This window comes from Streptomyces sp. NRRL B-3229 (genome assembly GCF_000719505.1).
Classification (GTDB): domain Bacteria; phylum Actinomycetota; class Actinomycetes; order Streptomycetales; family Streptomycetaceae; genus Streptomyces; species Streptomyces griseorubiginosus.
Genome location: NZ_JOGP01000005.1, coordinates 236,825 through 251,984, shown reverse-complemented (window position 1 = coordinate 251,984; position 15,160 = coordinate 236,825). Strand labels below are relative to the sequence as shown.

The 15,160-nt window shown below is 69.3% G+C and carries 12 protein-coding genes; 3 read left to right on the top strand and 9 right to left on the bottom strand.

Annotated elements, in window-relative coordinates:
• Nucleotides 1–9: 9 nt before the first annotated feature.
• From IF54_RS0109730 to IF54_RS0109715, 4 genes are all read right to left on the bottom strand, one after another.
• A complete protein-coding gene (locus IF54_RS0109730) occupies nucleotides 10–1,611 on the bottom strand; it encodes a glycoside hydrolase family 27 protein (protein WP_030316596.1) in 1,602 nt (533 codons plus the stop codon).
• 52 nt (nucleotides 1,612–1,663) lie between these two features.
• The gene (locus tag IF54_RS0109725) at nucleotides 1,664–3,097 is read right to left on the bottom strand and encodes an arabinofuranosidase catalytic domain-containing protein (RefSeq protein ID WP_030316595.1); all 1,434 of its coding nucleotides are present in this window, start codon (nucleotides 3,095–3,097) and stop codon (nucleotides 1,664–1,666) included.
• A gap of 362 nt (nucleotides 3,098–3,459) precedes the next feature.
• Entirely contained in the window at nucleotides 3,460–4,596 is a 1,137-nt protein-coding gene (locus IF54_RS0109720; protein ID WP_030316594.1) for an SGNH/GDSL hydrolase family protein, read from the bottom strand.
• Nucleotides 4,597–4,651: 55 nt separating this feature from the next.
• Nucleotides 4,652–7,117, bottom strand: a complete 2,466-nt coding sequence (locus tag IF54_RS0109715) for an RICIN domain-containing protein (RefSeq protein ID WP_234438950.1) — start codon at nucleotides 7,115–7,117, stop codon at nucleotides 4,652–4,654.
• 412 nt (nucleotides 7,118–7,529) lie between these two features.
• Between IF54_RS0109715 and IF54_RS0109710 the strand changes: the two genes are divergently transcribed.
• Nucleotides 7,530–8,573, top strand: coding sequence for a LacI family DNA-binding transcriptional regulator (locus tag IF54_RS0109710; RefSeq protein WP_051735373.1), 1,044 nt, complete (start codon nucleotides 7,530–7,532; stop codon nucleotides 8,571–8,573).
• 63 nt (nucleotides 8,574–8,636) lie between these two features.
• On the opposite strand, the gene IF54_RS43305 is transcribed toward IF54_RS0109710, so the two are convergent.
• The 3 genes from IF54_RS43305 to IF54_RS0109695 form a co-directional block, all read right to left on the bottom strand.
• A complete protein-coding gene (locus IF54_RS43305) occupies nucleotides 8,637–8,903 on the bottom strand; it encodes a hypothetical protein (protein ID WP_030316590.1) in 267 nt (88 codons plus the stop codon).
• On the bottom strand, nucleotides 8,900–9,109 hold the full coding sequence (locus IF54_RS43300; RefSeq protein ID WP_234438949.1) for a hypothetical protein: 210 nt from the start codon (nucleotides 9,107–9,109) through the stop codon (nucleotides 8,900–8,902). The genes IF54_RS43305 and IF54_RS43300 overlap by 4 nt, the downstream gene beginning before the upstream one ends.
• A gap of 266 nt (nucleotides 9,110–9,375) precedes the next feature.
• Nucleotides 9,376–11,652: a GmrSD restriction endonuclease domain-containing protein gene (locus tag IF54_RS0109695; RefSeq protein WP_030316586.1), complete on the bottom strand. Its 2,277-nt coding sequence runs from the start codon at nucleotides 11,650–11,652 to the stop codon at nucleotides 9,376–9,378.
• Nucleotides 11,653–11,981: 329 nt separating this feature from the next.
• Between IF54_RS0109695 and IF54_RS43295 the strand changes: the two genes are divergently transcribed.
• Nucleotides 11,982–12,344 (top strand): hypothetical protein, encoded by a 363-nt coding sequence (locus IF54_RS43295; protein WP_234438948.1) that lies wholly within the window; start codon nucleotides 11,982–11,984, stop codon nucleotides 12,342–12,344.
• Nucleotides 12,341–12,628 (top strand): hypothetical protein, encoded by a 288-nt coding sequence (locus IF54_RS43290; RefSeq protein ID WP_234438947.1) that lies wholly within the window; start codon nucleotides 12,341–12,343, stop codon nucleotides 12,626–12,628. The genes IF54_RS43295 and IF54_RS43290 overlap by 4 nt, the downstream gene beginning before the upstream one ends.
• A 64-nt stretch (nucleotides 12,629–12,692) precedes the next feature.
• Here IF54_RS43290 and IF54_RS0109685 read toward each other — a convergent pair whose 3' ends face one another.
• Nucleotides 12,693–14,114: a DEAD/DEAH box helicase gene (locus IF54_RS0109685; protein WP_030316583.1), complete on the bottom strand. Its 1,422-nt coding sequence runs from the start codon at nucleotides 14,112–14,114 to the stop codon at nucleotides 12,693–12,695.
• 131 nt (nucleotides 14,115–14,245) lie between these two features.
• Nucleotides 14,246–15,091 carry an endonuclease/exonuclease/phosphatase family protein gene (locus IF54_RS0109680; RefSeq protein WP_037819651.1) on the bottom strand — a complete coding sequence of 282 codons (846 nt, stop codon included), beginning with the start codon at nucleotides 15,089–15,091 and terminating at the stop codon, nucleotides 14,246–14,248.
• Nucleotides 15,092–15,160: the final 69 nt, after the last annotated feature.

Here is a 15,160-nt window from a genome sequence, read left to right as displayed (position 1 = left end):
AGTGCGGAGTCATCCCAACGTCCACCGCTGGCTGCTGCCGCCGTTGCAGGTCTGCAACTCGGCGAGGGTGCCGTCGGCGGTGGCCCCACCGGCGACGTCAAGGCACAGGCCCGACTGGACGCCGGTGACGGTGCCGTCGGCGTTCAGCGTCCACTGCTGGTTGGTCTGGCCGTTGCACGACCAGATCTCGACCTTTGTCCCCGGCGTGGTCTGGTTGTTGTAGGCGTCCAGGCACATCTGGCTGCTGCCGGAGTAGACGGTGAACTGGTTCGACGCGGAGTGCGTCCAGGTCTGGTTGGCGCCGCCGTTGCAGCTCCAGATCTCCACCTGGGTGCCGGCGGTCGTGGTCGAGCGGGGTACGTCGAGGCACTTGCCCGCACCCACGGCGTGCACCGCGCCGGTCACGCTCGTGCCGCCGCCGCTGCTTCCGCCCGCGACCCGGTACATCACCGTGCCGTGGGCCGGCACCCGGGCGCTGATCGTGCCGGAGGTGGTCGAGGACGCACCGGACCACAGGTCGGTCAGGGTGTAGGCGGACGCACCGGTCTTGCCGATCGCCGCCGCGGTGGTGGTGATGGTCGCCGTCGAGCCCGTCTCGTTGAACAGCGCCACCGACACGTCCCCGTTCGCCAGCGGCTTGGCGAGCACGTCCAGGCCGCCCGAGGACGACACCATGGTGCCCTGCTTGCCCAGGGGGTCCTGGTCGACCGCGATCACGCGGGAGTTGGTCAGGGTGGCGAGCGTGTCCGCGCTCGCCGAGGGGATGTTGGTGCCCGCGATCAGTGGCGCCGCCATCTCCGCCCAGAGGCTGAACTCGCTGCGGCTCTCGGTGGCCGTCATCGAGCCGTTGCCGACCTCCAGCATGTCCGGGTCGTTCCAGTGGCCGGGGCCGGCGTACGAGGCGAGTCCCACGTTGCTGTGGAAGATCGACAGCATGCTGGAGAAACTCGCGCTGATGTCCCCGGTGGTGCGCCAGCTGTTGCCCACGTCCGCGCCCCAGGTCCACACGTTGTCCTGGCCCCAGTTGCACAGGCTGTACAGGATCGGCCGGCCGGTGGCCGCCAGCGCGTCACGCATCGCCGTGTACCGGGTCCGCGCGGGGGCTCCGGTGTTGTTGCAGTTGTCGTACTTCAGGTAGTCCACGCCCCACGACGCGAAGGACTGCGCGTCCGTGGTCTCGTGGCCCAGGCTGCCCGGATAGCCGGCGCAGGTCGCGGTGCCCGCGTCCTCGTAGATGCCGAGCTTCAGCCCCAGCGAGTGCACGTAGTCCGCGGTGCCCTTGATGCCGTCCGGGAACTTGGCCGGGTCCGGCACCAGGCGGCCGCCGGAGTCACGGTTGTGGGTCATCCAGCAGTCGTCGATGTTGACGTAGGAGTAGCCCGCCGCCTGCATGCCGTTGGTGTGCATCGCCTGCGCGGTGGACTTGATCAGGGACTCGGACACGTTGCAGCCGTACGCGTTCCAGTCGTTGAAGCCCATCTGCGGGGTCAGTGCGAGCCCGTTGCCCAGCGCGGCGGCGGGTTGCGCGGTGGCGAGGGAGAGGAGGGGTATGCCCGCGCAGAACAGCGCGATGGCGAAGGCGAACACCAGCGTCCGAGTGATCATGCGCATGTCATTGACTCCTGGGCCGGTTGCGGCAGAACTCGCCGTAGGACAGAAGGACTCAGCGGTAGCCGGCCGCGGTGATGTTGGCCTGTACGGCGCTGTCGGTCGCGTCGGAGGGGTAGCCGGCGACGATGGCTCCCTCGTAGAAGGTGCCGGCGCTCAGGTTGGCGCCGCCGCCGGGCTTGCAGCAGTCGCCGCCGCTCCCCAGGACGATGGCCCCTTGCTTCTTCATGGGGCTGTATCCGCCCGGGAGTCCGCCGTCCCACAGAGTGGTCAGGCCGCCGGACTGGGCGTTGGCGCCCTTGAGGGCGAACCTGGACGTGCCGTTGTTCTTCAGCATCGCCGTCACGAACTTGCTGGTGAACGCGCGCTGGTTGGGGTTCCAGGACTGGCTGCCGCCGGGGTACAGGCCCCACTCGAGGTCGGCCTGCACCCAGGGACCGCTGCCGGCGCACCCGCCGAACCAGCACTGGGTACCGAAGTTGATCGCGTCCATCGCCCCGGCGGCGTCGGCCTTCCGGGTCGTCTCGCTGTTGCCGTAGTCGAAGCAGCAGCCGCTGTTGACGTGGGTGCCGCTGGTCACCATGTACGCGCCTTCGGGTGCGGCACCGGTCGGCACGCCCGTCAGGTGGCCGTCCCGCCAGTAGCTGTTGCCGGGGTTGATGTACAGCGAGTAGGCCTTGGTGCCCCCGGCGGTGAGCGACTCGGAGGTCGCCTTCGCGGGGCTGCTCTGACTCGACCCGGGGACCTGGGACGAACCCTGGTACCACAGGTCGTTGCCGTGTCCTGACTGGTCGCGTACGACCGTGATCACGCACGAGGTTCCCGCACAGAACGCGTCCTGTGCCGCCGCGTCGGCGAAGCCGCCGGGCGCCAGCACGCCGATGTCCCTCGTGGCGTTGTCCGAGGAGCGCCTGACCTGGTAGAGGGAGCCTTGGTACGAACTCAGCAGTGCCCGCACCGTGCTGTGCGCGGCCACGCACGGCGTGCCGCCCGCGGCGTAGAGGTCACAGGGGCCGGACCCGCCGGGCGGGGGCGGCGGCGGGGCTGCCGGGGTACTCCACTTCTGGTTGCTCTGACCGTTGCAGGTCCACAGGATGACCGCGGTGCCGTTGGCCGTTGCCGCTCCGCTGACGTCCAGGCAGAAGCCGGATGCCGCGCCGGTGACGGAACCGTCGGAGTTCCGGCGCCACACCTGGGCCGGCCGGCCGTCGCAGGCCCGGATGACCACGGGGGCTCCGGGGGCCGTCCGGTTGTCGTAGGCGTCCACGCACCGGGTGCCGCCCATCGCTCTCAGCTCACCCGCCGACGTGAACTCGAAGGCCTGGTTGGCCTGGTCGTTGCAGTCCCAGATGTTCAGCGCGGTACCCGGTGTGTCTACGTTGCCCTTGACATCGAGGCACCGGCCCGACGGCGAGCTCACCAGGGCCGCCGCCGACGCCGGTGCCGGCCATGAAGGCACGGTCGACAGCAGCACGGCCAGCAGTGCCATCACGCATACGGTGGCGGCCACCAATAAGCGTGGTCCAGGTGCCGCGTGACTACGGGACTGAACAGATGAAGGCTGCATCCTGTTCCTTGAATATGTGGGGGAAGGGGACAGAGAGTGCCGTGCCTGTCCGAAGGGGCCGGGATGCTCGGGAGCGTCCACAGGAAACCCTCAGACATCCCATGTCGATAGTGATTCCACACCCCTCTCGCCGTGTCAATAGACCTGTCACCCCTCCTCGGAACCACATCCATCCCATGTATACGCATGATGGAGCCACTGTCAGGGCATGCCGGAACCCGCGTCCGGCGACGGCCGCCGTGCCGGGCGCGGGTGGTCGTTCACCTCACCTGAGGTTCACCGGGTCAGGAGACCGGGAGAGCCGTCCACTGCTGGTTGGCGCCGCCGTTGCAGTCCCACAGGACCAGTTGCGTGCCGTCGGCGGATCCGGCGGGGATGTCGAGGCAGCGGCCGGAGACCGGGTTGCGGTAACCGCCGTTGTACGTCTGCCACTGCTGGTTGGTGCCGCCGTTGCAGTCCCAGACAGCGATCTTCGTGCCGTTGGCGGTACCACGGGCCGTGGCGTCGAGGCACTTCCCCAGGGCCCGCAGGGTGCCGTCGGAGCGAGCGGACCAGAGCTGGCCGTCGGAGCCGTTGCAGGACCAGCTGTCCACCGCGGTCCCGTTGGCGCTGTTGCCGCCGTTGACGTCCAGGCACTTCCCCGCGATCCCCGAGCGCACCTCGGCGCCGCCCGCGGAAACCGGCGGCTTGATCCAGCCGGCCGCGTCCGCGGCCTGGATCCCGGCGTTGAAGGCGTCCGCCATCTTGCGGTACCCGGTGTCGTTGGGGTGCAGGGCGTCGGCCAGGTCGGCTCCGGTCAGGGCGCTCATGTCCACCAGCCGTACGTGCTTGCCTGCGGCCTGCGCGTCCTGGACGATCCCGGGGATCCTGGCGTTGAACGCGGGCCGGTTGGCCTCCTCCGTACCACTGGTGGAGATGATCACGGTGCCGACCAAAACGGTGGCGTCGGGGGCGGAGCCGGTGATCCGGTCGATGAGCGCGCGGAGCCGGTCGGGGGCGGTCGGGATCTGGTAGTTGCCGTTGAGGTCGTTGGTGCCGATCTCCAGAGTGACCACGTTGGGGCGGTAGCGGGCCAGCACGGAGTCCGCGATGCCGGTGATCTGGTCGATCCGCCAGCCGGAGTGGCCTTCGTTGTCCGGGTCGGACATGGTGCCGTTGCGACCCGAGCCGACGAAGTCCGGTGCGTGTCCCTCGGCCGCCAACTGGTCCCGCAGGAAGCCCCGGTAGCCGTTCCCCGACGGGCTGCCGACACCCCAGGTGATGGAGTCCCCCAACGGCATCAACCGCAGAGCGGTGGGCGCGGCGGCCTGTACGGCGGAGGGCGGCGACTCGGTGCCGGTGGCGGCCACCGCGTGCGGGGCGGCGCCGAGACCGAGCACGGTCGCCAGCGCCGCGGCCCAGGGGGCCAGGTACTTCTTCATGAGCGTTCCTCACTGGTGCGGGTCAGTGGGTGGGGTGAACGAGTGCGCGGGCAGGTCAGCGGGGCGTGAAGTCCTGGTTGCTGCCGGCCGTGTTCTTGCAGGGCCACTGGTCGAGCTGCTGGCCGGGATTGCTGCCGCCGCCGTAGACGTCGAGGCAGAGGCCGCTGTTCTTGTTCTGGAAGGAGTACGAGCCGTCGGACTGCCGCACCGGCAGCCACAGAGCGCCGGCCGATCCGTCCGGGGCCTGCTGCACGATGTCCGGCGTACCGGCGGTCGTGGAGCCGCCGGCCACCGCCACGACCTGTCCGGAGTGCTGCGCGCGCAGTTGTCCGTAGCCGCCCGAGACCGGCAGGAACTCGAACTGCTGGTTGCCCTGTCCGTTGCAGGTCCACTGGTCGATCGCGGCGCCGGCGCCGGTGGAGTTGCCGTACACGTCGAGGCACAGGCTGTTGCTGCCGATCACCAACTGGTGCCGGCCGGTGGGGAATCCGTCTCCGCCGCCGGTCGGCTGGACGCCTGCCTGCTGGATGACCTGACGGGCGCCCTGCGGCCAGTTGGTGCCGCTGACCTGGACGTTGCCGGTGAGGACGTTGTTGTGCGGCGGGCCGGTGGCCACGTAGGTGTTGCCGCCGTTGTACCAGTTGCCGGAGAAGGTGCTGTCGTCGGTGTGGTTGTTCGCGTTGGCGTTGGTGAGCGCCCAGTTGCCCGCGTCCTGCACCACATTGGCGGACACCTTCAGGTACCGGGAGCCCTCGTCGAGGTACAGCGCGGTGGTGCGGTTGTTGTCGTACATGTAGTTCTCGGAGATCACCGAGCCGGGGGCCGCGGACAGGCTGTAGATGCTGCCGCCGTCGAACATCGCGTTCTTGGTGTCGAAGACCAGGTTGTGGGAGACGGTGTTGTTCTTCAGCGTGGTGGGGGTGCTGTAGATCGGCTGGTAGTTGTACGTGCCGCGGTTGGCGTAGTCCTGGCTGCCGCCCGGGTCGTTCATCCCCCAGCCCCAGCCGATGTCGATCCCGTCGTAGGGCAGGTGGTCGCACTGGTTGTGGGTGATCGTCGCGTTGGTGACGTAGGTGGACAGGATTCCCGCGGTCTCCTTGTAGTCGGTGCCCACCCCGCTGACCTTGTTGTTGCTGATGGTGATGTTCTGGTTGGTCATCTGCGGGTCGGCGGGGTGGTGCGCGTCCGGTTGGATCCCGCCGACCTGGATGCCGCTGCCGGCGAGGTCGGTGAAGGTGTTGCCGGTGATGGCGACACCGTTCGCGCCGAGTCCGGTGCCGGACGCCGTGGCGACGCCGTCGTTGCCCACGCCCAGTCCGGCCTGCCCGAGTTCGGAGAAGGTGTTGCCGGAGAAGGTGATGTCGGTGGCGGCGGAGACCTGGACGGCCGCGGGCATCTGCACCCAGTGGTTGCGGGTGGCCTCGAACTGGGTGCACCCCGACTTGCAGGTGCTCAGCCAGTTGGCGGGCATCGCGAAGGTGCCGGTGATGTGCGCGCCGCTCTGCTGGTCCGCGTAGCCGTCGGGTCCGCTCGGGCCGAGCCAGGAGGTTCCCGTGAACCGGATGCCGCTGAACCTCAGGCCGGTCGCCGGTGAGCCGTAGCTGCCGCTGACGCCGAGCAGGCTCTGGAGCCGGGGCAGTTCGACGTCGAGGCTGTTCGGGTTCTGCCCGGGCTGGGCCCGGTAGTAGAGGTCGCCCGTGGACGCGTCCAGGTACCACTGTCCGGCCTGCTTGAGGAACGCGTAGTTGTTCTCCAGGTACATCGTCCCGCCGGCGAACGGCGCGTTGACGGTGTCGTAGCCCCAGGAGTTGTTGTTCCACGCGGGCTGCTGCATGGTGATCGTTCTGCCGCTGATCGACTTGACCGGCGCGTAGCGGTCGGTGAAGGAGTTGAGGCTCTCGACCTCCATGTGGCTCTGGTCGGAGAGGCCGGCCAGGTAGTCGAGGGAGGAGTCGGTGACGGTGAGGCCGGTCTGGGTGAACGTGAAGGCGGAGCGGGGCACCTGGATCGCCGCGCGCGGTGCCTGGGTGCCGTTCACGTACAGCTGACGTGTGTTGACGCCGCTGCCGACGTGGACCGACCAGATGTTGCTGTTCTGATCATGCACCTGCCAACCAGAGATGCGCTGGGCTCCGCTCAGGACCGGCTGCTGCCCGGGGGCGGCCTGGTAGGTGATGGTGTGGCCGTTCTGGCCGCCGTCGCCGGAGCCGAAGGACAGCGGCTGGGACAGCCGATAGGTGCCACCGGCCAGGTTGACGATCACGTCCGCGTCGGCCGCGAGGCGGTGGGCGGGCTGCCGCGCCTGGTCGATCGTCGCGAACGGCTGCTCGGCGGTGCCGGTCCCGCCGGGGGCGGCAGCCGGATCCACGTACAGGGTGGCGGCGGGTGCCGCGCGCTCGGACGGTACGGCGAACGCGGCCGTGGCGGTGGCCGTGGCCGTGGCCAGACTCCCGGCCAACAAGGCGAGCAGAGCTGCCGGGGCGGCGGCCCACCGGCCGCGGAGCACTTCGGCTCTCGACATGGTCATCCTTCAGTGCTGGCGCGTGAGGCCCCGCCGCACGGTGCTCGACTGATCTCCTACCGTGCCGACGCAACCCGGTCGGGTCGTGCGGTGACGCTGGGGGCGCGAGATTGCAGAGAGGTTTCGGGGGGAGACGGTGCTCCCGGCTCCGCGGGCTGTCAAGGTCGTGGGGCGCCCTCTGGCGAAGCTTGTCGCGGAATCGATTCGACGGCTGATTCCTGCGGGTCGAAGGCATCGTCGGCTCGAAATGTTTCGGCGAGCACGCGCATCGGTTCGCGTCGCGCCGTACGGTGTCTGGTGTCTGGTGTCCGGAGTCCGGTGTCCGAAGGAGTGGGACCCGCACTCATGTCCGGCGGAGCACCGGTGGCCGCGGTCCGTCCTGTCGGTCTCCGGGTGGGTTTTTGGGGGCTGCATGAACATCGGGGAGATCGCTCGGCGTGCCGGCGTGTCCCGCAGCACGGTGTCGTACGCGCTCAGCGGCAAGCGTCCTGTCGCGAGCAGCACCCGCAGACGGGTGCAGGACGTGATCGACGAGCTGGGATACCGCCCCAACGCGACCGCGCGGGCCCTCAAGGAGGGCCGGACCAGGACGATCGGTCTCGTCATCCCGCCGGCGGGCAACCGGCTCACCCACATGCAACTGGACTTCGTGGCCAGCGTGGTCGACGCCGCTGCCCGGGTCGACCTGGACGTGCTCCTGTCCCCCTCCGGCGAGGACCACGACCGCTCCTTCGAACGGTTGGTCTCGGAGAGCCGCGTGGACGGCGTCATCCTGATGGAGATCCGTCTGGAGGACCCTCGTGTGGGCCGCCTCCAGGCTGCCGGGGTGCCCTTCGTGGGCATCGGGCACACGGCCGGCGACGAGGAGATGTCGTGGATCGACGTCGACTACGCCGGCCTGGTCCGGCACTGCGTGCGGCACCTCGCCGACCTGGGACACCGCCGGGTGGCACTGATCACGCGCTCCGCCGAACTCGTCGCGGCGGGATACGGCCCGGCGCGCAGGGCCGGCGAGGGCTTCTCGGCCGCCGTGGCCGAACGCGGTCTCGACGGCATCGAGGTGCCGTGCGGCGACGACGCCCGCTCAGGTCAGGAGTGCGTCGAGGCGCTGCTGCGCAGCCGTCCCGGCCTGACCGCCGTGACCACCATCAACGAGGCCGCTCTGCCCGGCATCCAGCGGGCGCTGGCGGATGCCGGCCTCGCGGTGCCGTACGACTTCTCCATCACCGGGGTGGCGGCCAGGACCTGGGCGGAGGACTTCCGCCCGCCCCTCACGGCGGCGGACGTACCGGCCCTGGAAATGGGCGAGAAGGCCGTCGCCCTCCTGATGGAACGCATCACCGCGCCGGACGCCCCGCCCCGCCACATCCTGCTGACCCCACCGATCTCGCTGCGCTCCAGCACGGCGGCGGCGCGCGCCGACTGGCAGACGGCACCCGATCGGGGGACGCGCTGAGGCGTGCGGGTGGGGCATTCCGGTCCGCAGGACGCCTCAGAGAGAGGTGGGAGATGGTCTGTTTCAGGATGCCTTTTGATGGGCCGACTTCTCGATCTCGGTGGTCACGCGCGCCCCTCGGTAGAGCACCGGGAGCCACAGGAGACATGCCGGCAGAGGAACCGCGGCGTAGGCTGCCCTGCCCACGCTGGAGCCCAACCCGCCCATGAGCGCGCCGAGAACGGGATACCCGGTGCCGATGAGCGCCGACTCCACGAAAGAGATCATCGACAGCAGGCTCGCCCGGTACCGCGACGGCACGGCTTCGTTGAACACGTTGTCCACGATCACGGCGGTGATCTCGGGAATTCCCCCAGGACCAGGAACGCGGCGACAGTGACCCGGACAAGGCCGAGGCCGCCGAGGCCCAGCGCCGCGGCGAGCATCGGGAGAGACGCCGGGACGATGACCCGATACCCGATGCGCCGGTCCGCGAGGTCCGACAGCAGGGGAGTGAGTCCTCCGACGAAGAATCCCGCCGATATGACCACGAGCACGGCGTATACGTAGAACGGGCAGCGCGACGCTTTGTGCTGCATTGTCGACTGCAACCGACCCGCCAAGGGCCTCCGCGGTGCCGGTCATGCTGCGGTCTCCCCCTGGTGACTGCGGTGATCATTGATGTGGGACAGCCTCCAGGGCTTCTTGGCGTAGTTCACGCCGACTGCGTGCTCGTCTCAGACCAAGGGGTTGGTTCTGCTTCCCACTGGCCCCCGCTCCTCGGACGTCACAGACCTATGGCGTCTGGTCTGTTCCCGGACGATCACCCCCAGTGCTCCTCCCGGTAGCGCAGGAGACCCTCACCATGCAGCTGCTTGGTGGCGTTGCCGACCCGGACCCAGAAGTCGGTGGCCGCACTGCCGCCCTTGGCGGGCCTGGCAAACACGGCCTTACCGGCCGCGGCCACGCTGACCCGGCATACAACACGGCCGGCCACTTCGGGAAAACTGATCCGCACGGTGGTCGCGGTCGGGGCCGACAGGTTGTCATCGAGGACCTGGCGTACGAACAGTTCGTAGCCATCGGAGTCGGCCTGTTTCGGCAGGGTCGACAGATCGTTCTCGATCCCCAGTACGGTCCCGTCGTCACCGACGCCGATGAACAGGTTGCCGCCCTCCCCGTTGAGAAAGCCGCAGACCGTCTTGACGAGATTGTTTTGCAGGGACTTGTCGTACTCCCCGCTGTGTACGTTCCAGCGGGCACTCGCCTTGAACTCGGTGCTCTGGGACTCGCCCGCGGCGATGAGATCGGCCGCCGCGGTGGGCACGTACGCGGGTCGGTCCGCGCTGAGCGTCTCGAACGCCTCCCGCACCACTTGGGCGATCAGCTGGCGACGCCGTTCCAGGAAGGCCGGGTAGTCGAGCTGCTCCCAGCCGACCGGCAGCGCATGCCACCGGGCCTGTCGCCTGATCACATCCGGGTCCATTGCCTCAGTGATCCTCGGCCAGTAGACATCAGGTGCGTCGGTGTTGCCTTTCTCGCTTGCCGGCCATGTCACATATGCCATGTTGGCGATGGCGTTGACCTGGCGTTTGTCGGTGATACCTCGACTCTCGAGGGTCTCGGAGTAGAACAGACGGTCCCGGGGAACCTTCCGAGCGGGCCTGGCCGCCGGATCCATGAGATCGCGGATGCGCTGGTCGCCGCAGAGCAACTCCGCGTCGAGGATGTTCAACGCGGCCTGGTAGGCGAACACCACCGGGGAGTACGACGATGAGCTGTCGAGCCTGTTCGGCAGAGAGATGTCCCAGTAGTCACCTGTGAAGTGCGCGGAGATGATCCGCGTGAGTTCTGCGGTGAACGCCTGGCCGTCACCCTGGGGCAGGCCACCGATCCGACCCAGGTCGAACTCCATCTGCGACTCGGGGGAGTTGGAGTAGCGGCCGGTGGTGTGCACCATGAAGAACCAGCGCGCAATGACCGGACGGAGTTCTTCGGCCGACAGCCCGAAGTCGTGCAGTCCGATCAGCCACAGCGCATAGCTGTACAGCAGGGCGGTGTCAGAGGTGATCATCTTGCGGCTGCGGAAGCCGGCCGCGGTGACGCATTGGAAGAACTCATGCCAGCTGGTCAGATCGAGGACCTGCGTATGCGCCTGCGCCAGCCGGTCGAACTGTTCCTGGCGCCGCTCGACGGAGACTTTTCCGGTCTCGAAGTCCTTGCCCCGCAGCACGTTGTAGACGTGCTGGAGCCTCGCACGCCGGAAGGCCACGGCGACAGCGACGCGCAGGAGCTGGTCAGGGCTGGGGTCCAGGAACGGGTTGCGGGGGTTCGGCCCGGGAAGTCCCGCGACCACAGCGGCACGGCAGAAGTCCTCCAATTGACGTCGGCCCTTCTCCCAGTGCACCGACATCAAGGTGAGGATGAAGTCGGACTGGTTGAGCTTGACTCCCTGGAAGTTGATACGGACGAAGATCTCCGCGACCTGCTCCTCGTCTGCCGCGGCGTCCAACTCCACCACCTGGAAACGGAAGTCGTGCAAGCCCCGGACACGGTCGATCCGCTCCTCCAGCTCGTCCCTCGTCGCGGTCGGCAGGGGTTGACCCGCTGCCTGTTCGAGCCGGTGGAAGAACTCCCGGACAGCTCCACGGTGGCCGCCCGGAGCCCAGAGCTTGGTGATGTCCGGGATGTAGGCGGTGTCCCGCTCGATTGCCGCGTCCGTGACCTCGAACGTCTGGTCCTGTGGGTGGAAGGCGATCCGCAGTGTGACCTCGTCGAAGGACTTGTTGACGACCTTGCGCCCGGTGAGTACGGCGAACAAGGCGGTGAGCCGCTGCTGCCCGTCCACAACGAGCCGTTGGGGCGCCCGGTCGCCAGTCCCCGTCCCGATCTGCCGGGTCCCCACCTCGGCTCCGGTCTCCCAGAACATGAGGGTGCCGATCGGGTAGCCGCGGTACATCGAGTCGAAGAGATCGCGGGTCTTCGTCGCGGACCAGACGAACGGCCGCTGGATGTCGGGAAGCCCGATCCGTCCACCCTCGATGTCCTCAATCAGGTGCCGAAGGGTGTAACCCGTGTCGCGGTAGAGAGTAGGTGGCACAGTGTGGGCTCCTCACGTCAACGGATCACGCAGGACGGCTACTTCGGATGCTTGATCGACCGGGACAAGCAGAGTGGGTGGACAACATCACAGACCTACCACGTGAGTTGCTCTCGTTGCAGCGAGTTGAGGTGCCACCGGCGGACCGCTGACCGTCGGTCGAGCCGAGCGAGGTCGTCGTCGGAGGGCCGCCGCGCCATCGGTGACCTTTCACCGCCGCGAGGCAGGGGCTTCTCCACCTGAGCCAAGTCCGTGCCGCGGGTCTGCCCTGGTCCAGTTCGCCGAAGGCAAACCTCCGTGCGAAGCGGCCTCCCGCGGGCGGTCCGGCCATGAGCCGGATTCTGGTGACCGTGTCCGAGGACGGTCTCGGACGGGCCGCCGCCGAGTCGCTGCCGGCCACCCGCCATGACGTGGTGGTGCACGCCCGGAACCCGGAGCGGGCGGTGGACCTCGGCATGCTGGTCGGCCCTCTGCGGGCCCCGGGCAGCAGCCGGCCCGGCGATGGCGCCCGGCTCTTGGTAGGTGACTTCTCGGACCGGAGACCGTACCTGCTCACGGCCCTGCTGCGAGGCCCGCGCCGACTGGTGTACCTGAGCAGCGAATCCCACTTCGGGGGACGCCCCTCGTTCAACGGGGTCGACTGGCGGGGCGAGACCGCGGGCTCGTACTCCCCGACAGCAAGCTGTTCGTGACGGCAGTCGCGGCCGCGGTAGCGCGGCTGTGGCCCGAGGTGCTGAGCAACGCGGTCGATCCCGGCCGGGTGCCGACTAAGACGGGCGGTCCTCGGCGCTCCGGACGATCCGGAGGAGGGGCACCCCGTACCCAAGAGTGGCTCGCGTCCGGCGAGGAACCGAAAGTCCTCGTCTCGGGCGGCTGCACGGCGAGCAGGTGCACCCCCCGTCGCGCGGTGCACGACGAGACTTTCCAGGACCGGCTCCTGGACGCTCTGGCCGAGGAGACGGGCACCTCGTTCTGAGCCGGACGAGAGCTGACGCCAGAGGTGATGCCGTCCCCTTGTCCCACCCGACGTACGTCCGGGCTCAGCCGCCGCGCCGCACCCGGGCCGCCCTGCGGGCCTCCGCGAGTCTGCGGGCCTCATCGGTCTTGCGAGAGGGGCGGGGCGACTTGGTGCCGGAGCCGGTCTGCGGGTCCTTGGTGCTGCCCAGGCCTCGGAACGGGGTGTTGTGGTTCTTGGGGCGTGCGGCGGCGGGGCCGCCGTCGAGGGGGACTCCGGACGGGGTCCTGGCGCCGGTGATCCGGGTCAACTGGGCCTCGCCCGACCGTACTTTGCTGATCTGCGGGGTGACGTCGGCGTCCGTCATGACCTGGCTCGTCTCGCGGCGCTGTCCCGACAGGACGAGGGTGACCACGGTTCCGGAGCGGCCGGCCCGGGCCGTGCGGCCCGCGCGGTGCAGATAGTCCTTGGGGTCGGTGGCCGGATCGACGTTGACCACCAGGTCGAGGTCGTCGATGTGCAGGCCGCGGGCGGCGACGTTGGTCGCCACCAGTGCGGTGACCTGACCGTTCTTGAACTGGGCCAGGGTGCGGGTGCGTTGCGGCTGGGACTTGCCGCTGTGCAGGGCGGCGGCGGGCACACCGCTGGCCCGCAGGTGCCGGGTGAGCTGGTCGACGCCGTGCTTGGTGTCCAGGAAGAGCAGGACGCGGCCGTCCCGGGCGGCGATCTCCGTGGTCACCGCGTACCGGTCCGGGCCGTGCACGACGAAGACGTGGTGCTCGATCCCGGTGACCGCGCTGGAGGAGGGGTCGACGGAGTGGACGGCGGGGTCGCGCAGGTAGCTCCGGACCAGCTGGTCGACGTCGCGGTCGAGGGTGGCGGAGAACAGCATGCGCTGGCCGTCGGGACGCACCTGGTCCAGGATCTCGGTGACCTGCGGCAGGAACCCCATGTCGCACATCTGGTCGGCCTCGTCGAGGACGGTGACGCGCACCCGTCCCAGGCGGCAGGCCTTGCGCTCGATGAGGTCGTGCAGCCGGCCGGGGGTGGCGACGACGATCTCGGCGCCGTCCCGCAGCGCGGCGGCCTGCCGTCCGACGGACACCCCGCCCACGACCGTCGCGAGCCGCAGCCGCAGGGCGTCGGCGTACGGGGTGAGCGCCTCTCCCACCTGCTGCGCGAGCTCCCGGGTGGGCACCAGGACGAGCGCCAGCGGCTCCTTGGGCTGGGCGCGCCGCCCAGCCGTCCGGGCGAGCATGCCCAGGCCGAAGGCGAGCGTCTTGCCGGATCCGGTACGGCCGCGGCCCAGAACGTCGCGGCCCGCGAGGGCGTTCGGCAGCGTCGCCGCCTGCACGGGGAACGGCACGGTCACATCGTGCTCGGCGAGCGTCCGCAGCAGTTCCGCCGGCAGCCCGAGATCGGCGAAGGACGCCACCGGGGGCGCCACCGAGAGGTCGCCGGGCGCCTCGTCCTGCTGCCGGGCGTCGGCATGTGCTGCATCGCTCACTGAAAGCCTTCCTCCGAAGGGACCGTACCGAGGAAGGCGCGGCGGGGACGCGGTCACCGGCCTGGAATCCCGGACAGAACCCGGCAAGGCGACACTGCAAACCCCCGACAGTAGCACGCGCCGGTGTCCTGCTACGGGCGCGCGGTCAGGGACAGGTCGGCGTACACGAGATGGTGGTCCGAGACGGCGGTGGGGCGGACGTGCTGGCTGAGGGGGGCGACGTCGCGGAGGAAGACGTAGTCGAACTTGCTCTGCCAGTCGGTGGTCGGCTCGCAGGGGCCGGACCGGGAGGGGTGGCACTCGGGGTCCGCATCCGCCGCCAGCTTCCACATCGGGGCGAGTTCGGAGGCGTACGGCACCGCGTTGAAGTCGCCGATGACGATCGCGCGGTCGTACCGGGCGACCTCGGCGGCGAGCACGCCGACCTGCTCCGCCCGGACCGCCTCCTGGCGTCGTTCGGCGAGGTGGGTGTTGAGGAGCCGGACCTTGCGGCCGCCCACCGTGGTGGTGACCTCCATGTACCCGCGGTCCTCGGAACCGCCGTCGGGGTACTCCCGGGCGACGACATCGGTCATCGGTGCCGCCGACAGGATCGCCTCGCCGTAGCCGCCCGGGTTCCACGGTGCTCCCCCGCACCGGCCCCAGCTCTTGAGGACCGGGCCGTACTCGACGTGGTAGACGAGCCCGTGGAGGTTCTCCAGATAGTCCCGGATCTTCTCGACATCACCCACGCAGGCTTCCTGGAGGCCGACGACCTGGGGCGCGTACGTGGCGATCTCGGCGGCCCGGTCGTCGTTGCCCGTCTCGCAGGGGTTGCAGAGGTTCCAGGTCATGACCCGGTTCGGTACGGCCTTCCTGGTCGGCTTGGCGGGCGCTGACCCGGCGTCGAGGGCACCGCTCGGCGCGCTGGGACCGGACAGCACCATCCAGGCCAGGACCAGCGCACCGACGACCAACCACGTGCCCTTTCCGAGCACCCTTGCCTCCTCGACGTCGATCCGCAGGGCGACTGACGTCTACGTCAACGATGCGAGGGAGTCAGTTCG